The organism is Leucobacter chromiireducens, assembly GCF_051993095.1.
GTDB lineage: Bacteria > Actinomycetota > Actinomycetes > Actinomycetales > Microbacteriaceae > Leucobacter > Leucobacter chromiireducens.
In genome coordinates, this window is sequence record NZ_CP197024.1 from 2,123,360 (window position 1) to 2,136,917 (window position 13,558).

8 protein-coding genes are annotated in these 13,558 nt (G+C 69.4%); 3 read left to right on the forward strand and 5 right to left on the reverse strand.

Annotated features, from left to right (window positions below; translation table 11 throughout):
- Window positions 1-55 precede the first annotated feature (55 nt).
- Complete coding sequence (locus ACR81A_RS09500; protein WP_440311673.1) at window positions 56-754, reverse strand: helix-turn-helix transcriptional regulator; 699 nt, start codon at window positions 752-754, stop codon at window positions 56-58.
- A 79-nt stretch (window positions 755-833) separates the two neighbouring features.
- On the opposite strand from ACR81A_RS09500, the gene ACR81A_RS09505 reads away from it, so the two are divergent.
- Both ACR81A_RS09505 and ACR81A_RS09510 read left to right on the forward strand, forming a co-directional pair.
- Complete coding sequence (locus ACR81A_RS09505) at window positions 834-1,589, forward strand: alpha/beta fold hydrolase (protein WP_237462248.1); 756 nt, start codon at window positions 834-836, stop codon at window positions 1,587-1,589.
- A 103-nt stretch (window positions 1,590-1,692) separates the two neighbouring features.
- Window positions 1,693-2,574, forward strand: a complete 882-nt coding sequence (locus ACR81A_RS09510) for a hypothetical protein (protein ID WP_440311674.1) — start codon at window positions 1,693-1,695, stop codon at window positions 2,572-2,574.
- On the opposite strand, the gene ACR81A_RS09515 is transcribed toward ACR81A_RS09510, so the two are convergent.
- Window positions 2,567-4,324 (reverse strand): ATP-dependent helicase, encoded by a 1,758-nt coding sequence (locus ACR81A_RS09515; RefSeq protein WP_440313143.1) that lies wholly within the window; start codon window positions 4,322-4,324, stop codon window positions 2,567-2,569. The genes ACR81A_RS09510 and ACR81A_RS09515 overlap by 8 nt on opposite strands.
- Window positions 4,314-5,312: an NAD(+) diphosphatase gene (gene nudC / locus ACR81A_RS09520; protein ID WP_202381328.1), complete on the reverse strand. Its 999-nt coding sequence runs from the start codon at window positions 5,310-5,312 to the stop codon at window positions 4,314-4,316. Before nudC ends, ACR81A_RS09515 begins: the two co-directional genes overlap by 11 nt.
- 129 nt (window positions 5,313-5,441) lie before the next feature.
- Here nudC and ACR81A_RS09525 point away from each other — a divergent pair, with 129 nt between their 5' ends.
- Window positions 5,442-6,794: a phosphotransferase gene (locus ACR81A_RS09525; RefSeq protein WP_440311675.1), complete on the forward strand. Its 1,353-nt coding sequence runs from the start codon at window positions 5,442-5,444 to the stop codon at window positions 6,792-6,794.
- Here the strand turns inward: ACR81A_RS09525 and ACR81A_RS09530 are convergent.
- Window positions 6,791-10,273: a UvrD-helicase domain-containing protein gene (locus ACR81A_RS09530; protein ID WP_440311676.1), complete on the reverse strand. Its 3,483-nt coding sequence runs from the start codon at window positions 10,271-10,273 to the stop codon at window positions 6,791-6,793. The two genes, ACR81A_RS09525 and ACR81A_RS09530, sit on opposite strands and share 4 nt — an antisense overlap.
- Entirely contained in the window at window positions 10,270-13,545 is a 3,276-nt protein-coding gene (locus tag ACR81A_RS09535) for a PD-(D/E)XK nuclease family protein (protein ID WP_440311677.1), read from the reverse strand. Before ACR81A_RS09535 ends, ACR81A_RS09530 begins: the two co-directional genes overlap by 4 nt.
- Window positions 13,546-13,558: the final 13 nt, after the last annotated feature.

The following is a 13,558-nucleotide window of genomic DNA, read 5'->3' on the forward strand; positions in this document are numbered from 1 at the left end:
GTCCGTATTCGGCTCGCGGTGCACTTGACGCGTGTTCCCCCCTCGTGGGACAACGTCAGCCGCGCGCCCGGTGCACCGGCCGCGTATTCGCTGGCGGATCCCCCACTTCCGCGACCGTGTGGCCGGAGCAAGGCGTCTTCGTCACGCTCGCCCGTTCGATGCGCGCCACCCGAAACCACCGCATTGCATCGCGCAGGCGGCACCACCCCACCAGGTACCACGCACCGTGGGCTGCGGCGAAGAGTACCGGCTCCACGTCGCGTGTGGTGATCGCCCCGTCGCCCGCGACGTACTGGATGCGAACCACGCGCTGATCGGCCATCGCCGCCTCAACCGCGGAGCGGACCAGCCGGGCGGGCCGTTCAGCATCAGTGACCCAGACCCGACGTGCGAGAGCGTCCGCGCGAGCGCGCGTTCCCGGGTCGAGCACATCAAGCACCTTCTGCACACCGGCGACCGCGAGGTCGGCATACGGCGCGTCCTGTGCTGCCGACACCGCGGAGAGGAGCGCAACCGCTTGCTCAGGCGAGAGCGTCACGGGCGGCAGCGTGGCCGCCGCAGCGAAGCCGTAGCCGCCCCCGGGACCGGGGCGAGACCAGAGTGGCGCACCACTTCGCTCAAGCGCCGCGAGGTCTCGCTTCACCGTGCGGACCGAGACCTCGAATTCGCGCGCGAGCCGATCCGCAGAGTATCCCCGGGTGCCGCTGCGACGCAGCATCTCGGACATGGCGTGCAACCGTTCGGCGCGCTTCATCGCGCGTTTCCGCGGGCGTCAAAATTCATGACATAAATAGTGACATACTGCTGTCCACTACGCCTGCCAGAGTCGAGGTATGACAGACACCACGCCACACACACCGATGACCTCTCAGCCTCCGCTTCTCATCCTCGTTCCCGGCCATTGGCTGGGCGCGTGGGCGTGGGACGAGGTGCGCGTCGAACTCGCCGCCGTTGGGATCGATGCGCACGCCGTCACGCTCCCCGGCATGGATCCCGACGATCCGCACCGCGCTCAACGGACGCTCTCGGAGCAGGCCGCGGCGATTGTTGAACTCATCGCCACGAAGGAGGGCGCGCACCCGGAGCGAAGGGCCGTGCTCGTTGCACACAGCGGAGCGAACGGGCCCGTCAGCCTCGTCCTCGATCAGCACGCATCGCTCATTGAGCGCGTGATCTGGGTGGACTCAGGGCCGCTCAGCTCTGGCACGGCATTCGCGCCCAACCTCCCCGCGGAGGTCACCGAGCTTCCGCTGCCTGCCTTTGGGGTGCTTGCGGAGCAGGCAAGCCTGGACGGCCTGAGCGGGGCCGTGCTTGCACGATTCCGCGACCGCGCGGTAGCGGAGCCCGGCCCCGTGCTCCGGGAGGCCGTATCTCTCGCGCAGCCCGCTCGGCGCGAGGTGCCCACGACGCTCGTGTGCTGCTCGATTCCCAGCGCCCAGGTTCTCGAGCTCGCACGCGCAGGCCACCCGATGTTCGCGGAGGTTGCCGAGCTCAGCGAGGTGCGCGTTGTCGATCTTCCCACCGGGCACTGGCCGATGTGGAGCCGCCCCCGAGATCTTGCCGATGTGATTCGCGCGGAGATCGCATAGGGCACTCGCTCACAGGGCGGGAGCGTCTCGCGGCGCGCCCACGTGCGCCGGGAGGCTGTGGACAACCAGCGAGGCAGGGAGACTTCCCCGCACACTAGTGGCCATGCCCGCGTTTCTTCGACTCCGCCCAGACCTGCCGGTCTGCTGGGAGAGTCCCGACACCCTACGCGTGGGGTTTGAGCGTGCCTACGCGCGCATCGTGTCGCCGAGTGCGGGCCAGCAGCGTCTCCTCGGCGCACTCCGCACCGGCTTTGCTGCGGCGGACCTGCCGCAGGTGGCGCGCCGCACGGGCGTGACGCTACAGGAAGCGCGAGCGCTCCTCTCCGCGGTAGAGCGTGCCTGTCTGCCACGCACGGAACCAGTGCACGCGCTCCCCACTGTTCCGCGCTCCGCGCTACCGCCCCAGCTGTTCATCGACGACGCGGGGAGGCCTGTGCCCGGCTTTGCGGGCGCATTGACGCACGGGGTTGGGAGCACAGTCGCGTGGTCTACGAAGGCCCCGGGCGCGGGCGAGGGCGAGGTTCACGTCGCGGACGGGGGCACGGGCGCGGACACGGCACCCGCACTCGTGGTGTTCGTTGAACGGTTCCTCGAGCCGCTCGAGCGTGCGCAGCGGTGGCTCGTCGCGGGTATCCCCCACCTCCTCGTGCGCTTGACGGACACCCGCGCGTCGGTGGGCCCGATCGTGGCGCCGCCCGGTGCCCCCTGCCACACTTGCATCACGCTCGCCGTCCTCGAGGCAGACCCGGGCGCATCGGTGCTCGCAGCGCAGCTCGTCGAGTCCACGCCTGCGAGCGAGACCGCAGCAGTGGGTGTGCTCGCCGCGGCGCTCACCGTGCAGTTCATCGACGCCTGGTTCAGAGGCGAATCGCGTGTGCATGGCACCCGGGTGTCGTTTGAGGTTGAGGCCGGCCACCCGCGCGGCACGCTCGAGGAGCATGAACTGTCCGCACACCCCGAGTGCGGGTGCGGCGGGTTTAGGTGAGCCCGGCCTCAGCGATGAACCGAGACGGCTGACGCGGAGCCCGCGCTCCCCCAGCAACGCCCGAGAGCCTGAGCGTGTCCCGGGCGCGCGTGAACGCCACGTAGGCAAGCCGCCGCTCCTCGTCAAGACTCGCCTCATCGACCGCGTGCACGATAGGAAACTGCCCCTCGCTGAGCCCGGCAACATGGACGAGCGACCATTCGAGACCCTTCGCGGCGTGCACGGCGCTCAGGGTCACGGCGTCGACCGTGGGCTCGTGTTGCGTGCGCTGCCGCGCCAGAAGCTCCTCGCTGAACTCCACGATCCCAGCACCCGGCGGCATCTCGTCGACCAGCGAGAGCAGCGCGCTCAGCGCCTCCCACTTCTCACGCTGCGCAGCACCCTCGGGCGGGCGAGCCGACCACCCGCCCGCACGGAGTGCGTCGCTCACGATCTGGAAGAGCGGCCGGTCGTGCGCGACCTTCGCTTCACCGCGGATCAGCATCACTGCCTGGCGCACATCGGCACGGTCGAAGAACCGCTGAGCGCCGTGCACGCGGACGCCAATGCCGTTCCGTTTGATGGCTTCCTCGAACCGAGCAGACTGCGCATTCGTACGGTAGAGCACAGCGATCTCGGATGCCGGGGTGCCCGCCTGCACTGCCGCAGCAATCGAGCCCGCCACCGCCTGCGCCTCGTCCGCTTCTGATGCAAACCACTCAAACGTAGGCGGGGCTGCCACAGCGACTGGAGCGGAGGCGGCAGGAGCTGTGCCGGGCTCGCTCGCAGCCACCGAAGCCGCGGTGTCAACGTCGCCTGCGCCGCTGCCGCGCATCGCGCTGAGCGTCAGCGCACCCGGCTGGTCTCGCATCAGCCGGTTCGCTATACGCACGATCGGCTCCAGCGAGCGATAGTTGCGCTCCAGCCGCACCTGGCGCGCGTTCGGGTGTTCGACACCGAAGCGCAGCAGGTACGAACTCGATGCCCCCGCGAACGAGTAAATCGTCTGGCTCGCGTCGCCCACCACGCACACGTCGTCACGGTCGCCGAGCCACACCTTGAGCAGGGCGTGCTGCAGCGGCGAGACGTCCTGGTACTCATCGACCGTGAAGAACCGGTACCGCTCCCGCACCTGCAGGGCGACACGCGGCTCGCTTTCCAGCATGCCCGTGAGCAGCACAAGCACGTCTTCGAAGTCAATCTGCCGCCGCTCCTCAAGCAGCTCCACGTAGCCGCGCTGCAGGTCGACGAGTTGCTCCGCGGTGAGGCCTGTGGGAATCGGCCGCTCCTCAACGTGCGCGGCATAGCGGTCGATGCTCAGCATCGTGGTCTTTCGCCACTCGATTTCTGAGGCAAGGTCGCGAAGCGCCTCGCCCCCGAGCCGCATGTTGCGCGACTCCACGAGCTGCGACAGGGCCGCAACCTTTCCCGACAGGATCTGCGGCGCCGAGCCGCCCACCACATCGGGCCAAAAGTGTCCGAGTTGCGCGAGCGCCGCCCCGTGAAAGGTCTGAGCTCGCACGCCATCGGCGCCGAGTCCGCGCAGCCGCCCCTGAAGTTCGCCGGCGGCCTTTCGGGTGAAGGTGACCGCGAGCACCCGCTCTGGCGCGTACACGCCGCTGCGCACGCCATAGGCGATCCGGTGCGTGATCGCTCGCGTCTTTCCCGTGCCCGCACCAGCGAGTACCGAAATCGGGCCGCGCAGGTGCTCCGCGATCTGGCGCTGCTCGGGGTCGAGCCCGTCGAGCACTGATTCGGCGTCAGCGGCCACCGGGGCGCCCGTCAAGATCGTCGCTCACCGCTGCGTTCGCACGCGCATCGCCCGCGGGAACTTCAGCCAGCCAGCGATCAATGAGCCAGCGCGCGATCGACACCGACTGCGGCAGGATGATCCCTGGGTCAGGATTGCGCAGCTGCTCACGGCTGAACCAGCGCAGTTCTGAGATCTCTGCGGGATCGGGCTGCAGCGCATCCGGGTCGGCGCCGTCTGCCAGCGTGGCGCGGAAGCCGAGCATGAGCGACCGCGGGAACGGCCAGGGTTGTGAAGCGACATACTCGATGTTCGCCACCTGCACACCGGCCTCCTCGAAGACCTCGCGCGCCACGGTCTGCTCGAGCGCTTCACCTGCTTCCACGAATCCAGCGAGTAGAGAGAACCGCCCCGACTCCCACAGCGCGTTCGAACCGAGCAGGATCCGGTCCTCGTGTTCGATGAGCACGATCACTGCAGGATCGGTGCGCGGAAAGAGCTCGCCGCCGTGGGCGTCACGGCGACCCCAGCCGCCGAGCACCACCTCGGTGGGCTCGCCGTCGCGCGGCGAGAACTCCGCGGCCTCGTGCCAGCGCAGCAGGGCCGACGAGACGGCGACCAGCTCGCGCTCGGTGTCACCGAGGTCCCCGCTCGCAGCGAACGGGTGCCGCCACCGCACCGCAGTCTCCGCATCCGCGGCGCGCTCGTCGGTGGTCTCCGGGTTCTCCTCCGCCGCCGTCGCACACGCGAACACTGGCGCACCGGCCATCCGGCCGAGGTACACATGCCCAACCGCGGTACCCGTCAGATTCGGTTCACCGTGCGTGGGCACGAGCGCGAGCCGCGGCGCGGCGTCGGGACCCGTCACAGGCACCTCGATTCCGCGCAGCTGCAGCAGGCGCGCGCCGGGCTCGTTCCAGGCCGCGCGAAGCAACTCCGGGGTTTCCCGCGTCGCTGCGTCACGATCGAGCACTCCGCTGGCAAGTGGGGGGCGATCCTGCGTGTTCATTGCCTCTCCTCCTCTGCACCCTCGCGGGGCCGATCGAACGCGAATTGACACCCCGATCGAGGTGTCAGTGTGCTGTGCGGTGCGCGTGGCGCGACCACGGCCGCCCCGAGCCTGCATACCCTAATGTGCATGGCCAGCATCCCATTCACTCTAGCCGCGCTCGCGACCTCCGCCGTGCCAGGTTTGACAGTGTTCGGAGTGCGCGAACACACGGACGATTCTCGCTATGCGGCTGCCGTGATCACCACGGAGGACGCTGAACTGCTCGTGCGGGTGCCGCGGACGCAAGCCGCCGAGGTGCAGCAGTCCGCCGAGGTCCTCGGTCGCGCCGCACTCACGGAGGGCCCGCGGCGCCGGCTTCCCTTCGAGGTGCCGGAGACCCTGGGGATGACGCGAGCGGGCGAGACCCGCGCCGTCGTGTCCACGTTTGTGGATGGTGAACGGTTCGAGGCAGAGGACCTCGCGGACGACGCGCTGCTGTTGCAGCCCATCGCCGAGGCCATTTCCGCAATTCACGAGCTTCCGCTGAGCGTTGCGCAGAACGGTGGCCTGCCGGTGCACACCGCGCAGGATCTCCGGCTCATCGCCACTCGCCTGATCGATCGCGCGGAGGCCACCCGGCTCCTCCCCGAGACCGTGCTGCAGCGCTGGCAGCGCACGGTCGAGGCGGCCGAGCTGTGGGACTTTGCCCCCACCACGGTGCACGGCTCCCTGGACGCGGAGCAGTTGCGAGTCACGGACGGCGAGATCACCGGCGTCGTTGGCTGGGGTGAGCTGGCCGTGGGCGATCCCGCGCAGGATCTGTCGTGGCTGCTCGCACCAGGAAGCGACATCTGCGACGCGGTGATTGCGCGCTACGCAACCCTCCGCAATGCCGGGTCAGTCGCGCACATCCGCGCGCGGGCGGCGCTCTACCACGAGCTCGAGGTGGCCCGGTGGCTCCTGCACGGCACCGAATCGCATGACGAGGGGGTCATCGACGACGCGGTGGCGATGCTTGACCGGATGGTGGGTGTGGGCGGACCGTTGGCCGCCGCGTTCGCGGCCACGCAGTCGCAGCACCCACTCGGTGAAGCAGAGGTCACGGCGCTGCTCGCGGACACCCCGACCGTGCACCCGCACCTGTCAGACACTGCCGCCGTCGAAGCACTCGATGAGGATCGCATGTTCGGCCACGACACCGAGTTCGTCGAACCGCTGAGTGCAGCCGAGGTCGACGCACAGAAAGCCGCCGCGCAGAAGGCCGCCGCGCAGCGCACGGCTCCGCCCGCCGCAGCCGTGGACGAGCTCGCGGACGCCGCGGGCACCGCCGAGGTCGATCTGGATGAACTGTTTGTGCCGCCAGTGTCCGAGGCGCTCGCGGCCGAGGCGGGCGACACTCCTGACGACGCAGACGATTCAGAGGCCGATCTCGCAGCGGCCGAAGATCAGCTCACCGAGCCGCTCGACGCCTCAGATCTTCCCTCAGCTCGGGATCGCTAGGCACGGTCGCCGTCTTCGCTCGCCCCGGTGAGACTTGATGCGGCCGCGCCCCAAATCTCCTCAAGCTCAGCGAGGCTGCGCGTTCGTTCGCTGCGCAGTTCCACGCCCTCGGCGACGTAGAACAGGGAGACGTCGATGCGCTCCGGCGGGATGCTCGCCCATTGCGCGTAAGCGTGCCGGTACAGATCGAGCTGGAAGAAGCGCGACTCGCGCTCAGCGTCGGTGCGCGGCGAACGCCCCGACTTCCAGTCGACAATCTCAATGCGGTCATCCCCACCCGTGGAGTCGGGCTGGCGGTACACCGCATCGAGCTTGCACACGAGGGTTCGGCCGGCAAACGGGAGGGTGACCTCGATCTCAACAGCAACGGGGGCGAGGCCTGCCCAGCGCGAGCGCTCAAACTGCTCAATGAGGGGGCGGAGCTCGGCGGTCTCCCACGATTCGGCAGCAGCCGCTTCGGTGTCCAGCCCACTATCGAGCAACGCATCGGCATCACTCGCGTCCAGATCCAGTGTGCCGTCGAGGCCCGCGAGCGGGAGTGCGCTGCCGATCGCGGTGGTGGCCCGCCGCTCGACCCACTCGTGGAATCGGTTTCCCACTCGAGTGCGGCGGTAGGGCCGCTGCGGAATCGGGCGCAGCCGCATTCGTTCGGCGCGTGCGGGGTCTTCCACGAACTCGTGGAAGGTTGATGCGGTGATGCGTTCGGGCAGCTCTTCCGCGCTCGCTGCCGCAGTGTCCGCGTGCGCCGCTGCGCGCTCCGCAAGCAGGAGCGCCACAGTCGGATCGAGTTCGTCACCGCCGCTCGCACGAGGGCCGTCTGCCGCCGCGGCGTCGAGCTCCCCGCGCAGCGCGTCCGCTGCCCGGCGCAGCGCCGGCCCGCGTGAGCCGAGCGGATCAAGCGGCCACTGCTCGGTGAGCTCACTCGCCTCACTGGGGTCGGCCTCGTGAGCGCTTTCTTCAGGAAGCCCGGCGATCAGGCCCGCTTCGCCCAGCTCAGCAAGAAACGTCGATGGAACGCGCGGCCGGGTCTGGCCGCCCCAGAACGAACCGCTGAGCAACAGCCTGTCTGCGGAACGCGTGACCGCAACATACGCGAGGCGTCGCTCTTCCTCAGCGTGTCGGTCCTGGAGTGCGGTGCGGTACTCCGAGATCCGGTCTCGGAGCTCCTGCTGCGTTGCGGCGATGCGCCAGTTGAGTTCGGGCCTGGCGGCTGCATCGCCCCGCAGCTCGTCTGGCAGCTGGCCGGTGCGCAGCCAGCCGGCCCCGCTGCGCGCTGATCCCGGAAACTCACCGGCGACCATCCGCGGAACCGCAACCAGGTCCCACTCAAGGCCCTTGGAACCGTGGGCGGTAATGAGGTGCACGGTACCCGGTGCGGGCGCCGCAACATGCTCCGCGGCCTCGTCCGCGAGCACCGCACGCTCAATCCACTCGAGCACCGAAGCGAGCGTGCCGCGCGGGTCGATGGCCAGGTAGTTCTCGATCAAGTCGATGAATAGGTCAAGATTCGCCTGCGCCGCTGAAGTTCCCGCGTGCTCGCGCGCCTCATTGGCATCAAGCTCGATATCGAGGCGGAGTGCCTGGATCGTTGCCCCCAACAGCTCCCCCATGTCGCCGCCGACGTACTGTCGCAGTGCGGCGAGCATACGCCCGGCCTCACGTAGCCGTTCGCGGCCCACTTCGCTGATCCCCCGAAGCGCGGCGTGCCCGAGGTCGCGCATCCCCGCGATCTGGTCCAACGCGTCGAGGAGGGTGAACTGGCGATCGGGGTCGGGAAGCACCCGATCGGCGGCGCGGTCCTCTTCACTGAGAGGCTGCTGTCTGAGGTCTCTCGCGGCGAACCAGCGCGCCGCGTCCCGCAGACCCGCGAGGTCGGCAACGCCGATCCTGAATCGGGGGCCGCTCAGGATGCGGATCAGTTCTCCACCGGCGTCGGCGTACCAGAGGCAGCGCAGCACGCATACGACGTCGGTGACCTCGGGGGTGGTGAGCAGTCCGCCGAGCCCCACGATGCGGTTCGGCACGCCGGCTTCGCTCAGCGCGGCCGAGAATGCGGCCATGTGGCTGCGTGTCCGGAAGATCACCGCTGCGCTCGGCAGCTCTCCGTGTTCCGCGAGATGCGCAGCGCGAGCGTCACGCAGCCACTCGGCCACCGCGGCGCGTTCCTCATGCACGGTCTCGGGGTAGGCCCACTCCACGCTGCCCGCGCCAGCTCCGGGCCGAGGCGCCAAGCGAGGGACGTCAATCTCGGAGGCTGCGGCCAACGGCCCGGCGATCGCGTTTGCGGCGTCAAGCACCGTCCCAGGGTTGCGCCAGCTCGTGGAGAGCGTCAGCGTCGCGGGAGCCGTACGCGGGGACCGACGCTCACGGTTTGCGAAGTCCGCGTGGAACGAGCGCAGCCCCTCAGCGGAGGCTCCGCGCCAGCCGTAGATGGACTGATGCGGATCGCCCACCGCCATCACCGAGGAACCGCCGAACAGCATGGCGAGAAATCGGGTTTGCCCGACTGAGGTGTCCTGCACCTCATCAAGCAGCACGACGCGGTGCCGCCGTCGGAGCGCGGCGATCGCGTCCGGCGAGCGTTCGAGGGCGCGCGTCGCAAGTGCCAGCTGGTCGGGGAATTCGATGACTCCGCGCTGCTCCTTCTCTGCGGCGTACTCGCGTGCCAGGCGGGTGATCATCGGCGTCTCCGCAAGTGCGGCGACCGCGTCGCGCACGGGCGCGTAGACCTTTCCGCTTGGCTCGCGGCCGATCTCCTTCTCCGAATACGGGAGGTGCAGCACGCGCGCAAATTCAGCAACCACCTGATCGACCCGGTCGAGTGAGGTGAGGTTGTCGGCTACGGCGTGATCGAGCGCGAGCAGGTGGCGGATGAGCTCTGGGGTGCGCAGCTCACTCGTCGCGAGTTCAGGGTCGCTGCTTGCGACCACCACTTCCCGCGCGAGTCGCCAGGCGGTGGCCTCATCGATCACCGCGGCCCCCGGGGCAACGCCCGCGGCAATCCCGTACTCCTGCAGCACTCCCGCGGCAAACGCGTTATAGGTGCTGACCTCCGGGGTGTCGAGCCCATCGCCGAGCGCGCTCTCAAGACGAGCTGATGCAGCGAGCTCGGCTTCGCTCAGCGCGCCGCGCTCGCCAGCGTCGCGCAACCGTTCGAGGAATACTGCGAGGCGTCCGGTGATCCGTTCACGCAGCTCACCAGCAGCCTTCCGTGTGAACGTGAGGCCCAGTACGGCGTCGGGAGCAACGAGTTCATTCGCGACAAGCCATACCACGCGGTTGGCCATCGTCTCCGTCTTACCGCTTCCCGCACCCGCCACCACCAGCGTGCTTCCCCCCAGCGGGTGCTCGATCACTGCCCGCTGCTCCGGGGTTGGAGTGAGTGGCGGCGCAGGCGGCACTGCCAGAAGTTCCGCGATGCGCGCGGCGGAGAACACGACCTGCCGCGGCCCGCCGGATTCCTCTCGCTGCTCGCTCATGCGTGACTCACCGCCGGGATGATGTGCAGTCTGCAGGAGCCGGGCTGGTGCGGGTCGGAACAGTGGTGCTCGATGCGCGCGGTGAATGCGCCGCCCGCCATCACCTCGGCAATGCTCTCTACGCGGGCCATCATTTCCTCGCTTGCCTCCGCGGTAATGGGTTCCTGCACCCGCTCGATGAACTCAGCTTTCCCTGTGGCGTCGGGGTGAACGTACAGCAACCGTGCGCCGCCGCTGCCCGGCCGCTCAGCGTCACCGCTCGCGGAGTCATCCGCAGCGGGATCCCGCAGGGCCTCGAACGCGCCGAGCGTCACCCCGAGCTGGTAGGCGCGCAGCTGCGCATGGGTCTCCGCCTGCACCTTACTCGGCGGCGTGCGCCCGGTCTTCAGGTCGAGGACGGTCACTTCTGTGGCGCCGCTCGTCAGTACCCGGCGCTCCAGTCGGTCCGCGATTCCACGCAGCATCGCCCGCCCGATCGGAGCGGCAAAGAGCGCCTCGCGCCCCACGAGCTCACGCTCCGATGCCTCAAAATCCCTCAGGTAGGCAGCGAGCCCAGCCGTCATCGCAGTTGCGAGTCGCTCTGCTCGTACGGACTCCCACTCCGCGTCGAAGTCCAGCTTGCGCCACTCGCTCATCACCGCTGCGAGGAGCTCATCCGCATTCGCCGCAGTGGCAGTTTCAAGCGCATGGTGCACGAGCGTGCCAATGTTCGCCTGCACGCTTCCCGTGCTCCCACCCAAGTGCGCGATCGCCCAATCGAGGGGGCAGTTCTCGGCACGCTCAAGCTGCGAGGGGCTCACCGGCACCACCGCATCCAGATCGCCGTCAAGGTCCACGAGCGGTGCCGCGGTGCTGGGCGGCAACATGCCGTACCACTCGTCCGGGTGTGCGCCTGGCACGCCGGCGCCAGCCAATGCAGTGAGAGCTCCGAGCGCCCCGAAATCTGCTGGGTCATGTGTCAGTCGTCGCCGCATCGCCGCAGTCGCACCGCGGAGGGTGAGACGTGAGGTCGGCAGCGCGTCATCACGGTACTCGCGCCCCAGCCCAAAGAACGCGCTCGGGTGCTGATCTTCGTCTGCCACGGTCACCACGAGCACCTCGTCGCGTGCACGCGCGCAGGCATGCACCAGCAATCGCAGCTCGTCGTGAATGGTGTCCTTGCGTGAGGGGGGCTGTGCCGCTCCCCCGCGCAGCCAACGCTCAAGTGCCGCGGTGCCAAGGATGGACCCGCGGGCGCGCAGATTCGGCCAGGCTCCGTCTTGCAGACCGACAATCGCGACAAGTGCAAACTCGCGGCCGATGGCCCCCTGCGGGGTGGTCACCGTCACGGCGGCGCGTTCGCTGCGCTGCGCGAGCGAATCTTCGGGCACCGCGCTCAGCAGCAGCTCTTCGAGCAGTTCACCAATCGGCTGCTCGCTGTCCTGCTCCTCATGCCGCTGCAGCGCGAAGAACAACCCGAGCACCGCATCGAGCGAGCGGTGCGCCTCGTCTGCCCGCGCGCCCCGCCCTTCCAGTGCCTCCGACTGCCAGGCAGCCGCGAGCTTTGCACCGTCCCACAGCGCCCACAGGGTCTCGCGCGCGGTTCCCCCGGCCTCTCGCACTCGGGTTCCCGCGGCCGCGAGCACAGCGAGCCGGCGCAGGGCCCGCCCGCCCGCGGAATCCACCACGGGCGCCGCGCCGGGGAACGCAAACGCCTCGGCGACAAGTTCGTCGATACCGCGCGGTTCACGTTCTTCTGCCCGCGCATCTCGCCGTTCCTGGAGGAGCAGCGCACCGCGCAGCCGCCGCAGGGCAACCGGATCGAGGCCACCAATCGTTCCCGCGACGAGCGGCAGCACTTCCGCGGGCGCGAGGGGGTGCAGGCCAAGCGCGTGTTGCAGCAGCCGAATCAGCTCGCGCACAATCTGGTGCTCACGCAGCACGATTCCGCCTGCGGCCACCCCCGTGGGCACCTGATGGGACGCGAGCGCCCGCGCGACTCGTGTGGCCTCGCCGCGGCTTCGGCACAGCACCGCCATTTCGCCCCACGGCAGCGCATTGCGCCCGTCGAGGCCGAGTCGCCGCGCACGGAAGCGGTGTGCAATCGCGCCGAGCTGCTCTGCCGGCGAGCCGAGCGCAGCGAACTGCACCGGCTGCGCCGCCGAATGCCCGGCATCAGCCGCTGCCGAACGGAGCGCCACCGCCCGCCGTTGCTCACCAGCGCCCGCCGCACCGATGCGATCCGTGAGCCCCACAACCGCCGAGCGTAGTTCGGGGCCGTGCCGGTGCACAGATTCCAGAACCACCAGCTGTGCCGGTGCGTCCGCGCGAAGAGCGACGGGAGTCTCGGAGCGCCGCGCAAGCTCCTCATCAAGCTGTGTCAGCACACGCGCACGCTCACCATGAAACGCACCGGTCGCCGTATCCGGATCGCCAAACACCCACACGCGACTTCCCGAGTCCACGCACGCGGCAAGCAACGCGAGTTCACCCTCGCCAAGCTCCTGCGCGTCATCGACCAGGATGAGGCGTGGAATCGGCACCCCCGGATCCGCCGGTCCGTCTCCCACGAAAACGCCGGGCTGGCGAAGCCGCCCCTCGGCGCGCACCACCTGAGCCGCGGCGCGCAGGAGGCCGCTTGAGCTGAGTTCGCCCGGACGCTCAGCCGTCACGCGGGCCGCAACCGCGGAGATGAGCTGCAGGCCATCGCTCCAGCGCGCCGCGAGCTCGGGATCGGGAAGCTCGGTTACGGCTTCGCCCGCCCACCCGGCCGCCGTGTCACGCAGTGTTGCGGCGAGCGCGTCGGGGTCCCAGCCGAAGTTGTCGGCGACCCGCCAGAGTTCGCGCAGCTCTGCTCGGAACGCTGCGCTGTGCAAAACCTCTGGGGGCACGCCAGCGACCCCGGCGCCTGGTCGCTCGATGCCTTCGGTAACGCTCCGCGCAATCGCCTCGTCTTGCACGGTGCCAGTGAGCAGCCGGGGTGCGTCTTCGCCGCGGAGCGCGGCGCTCCGCCCGAGCACAGCGAACGCGAGGGACGCCGCCGTGCGCACCGGGGTTCCGCCAAACGCGCGCCCCAGTTGCTCAGCGAGTGCCGCGCGCAGAGCGGTGGCGACCAGGCGATTTGCGGCGAGCACCAGCACCTCGCCCTCCCGCCACGACTCACGACCGCTGCACTCAACGTATGCGGCGACCAGAGTGCGCGTCTTCCCGCTCCCCGGCGCGCCCAGCACACGGGCATGCCGAGCGGGATCGAGTGCGAGCACTCGACGCTGCGAAGGATCGAGGGAGACCATGCGGCCAGCCTAC

Excerpts from the sequence above, each read along its gene's own strand:
- ACR81A_RS09500 (WP_440311673.1), bottom strand. The coding sequence starts at position 754 with ATGAAGCGCGCCGAACGGTTGCACGCCATGTCCGAGATGCTGCGTCGC.
- ACR81A_RS09510 (WP_440311674.1), top strand. The coding sequence starts at position 1,693 with ATGCCCGCGTTTCTTCGACTCCGCCCAGACCTGCCGGTCTGCTGGGAG.
- ACR81A_RS09525 (WP_440311675.1), top strand. The coding sequence starts at position 5,442 with ATGGCCAGCATCCCATTCACTCTAGCCGCGCTCGCGACCTCCGCCGTG.
- nudC (WP_202381328.1), bottom strand. The coding sequence starts at position 5,312 with ATGAACACGCAGGATCGCCCCCCACTTGCCAGCGGAGTGCTCGATCGT.
- ACR81A_RS09530 (WP_440311676.1), bottom strand. The coding sequence starts at position 10,273 with ATGAGCGAGCAGCGAGAGGAATCCGGCGGGCCGCGGCAGGTCGTGTTC.
- ACR81A_RS09505 (WP_237462248.1), top strand. The coding sequence starts at position 834 with ATGACAGACACCACGCCACACACACCGATGACCTCTCAGCCTCCGCTT.
- ACR81A_RS09535 (WP_440311677.1), bottom strand. The coding sequence starts at position 13,545 with ATGGTCTCCCTCGATCCTTCGCAGCGTCGAGTGCTCGCACTCGATCCC.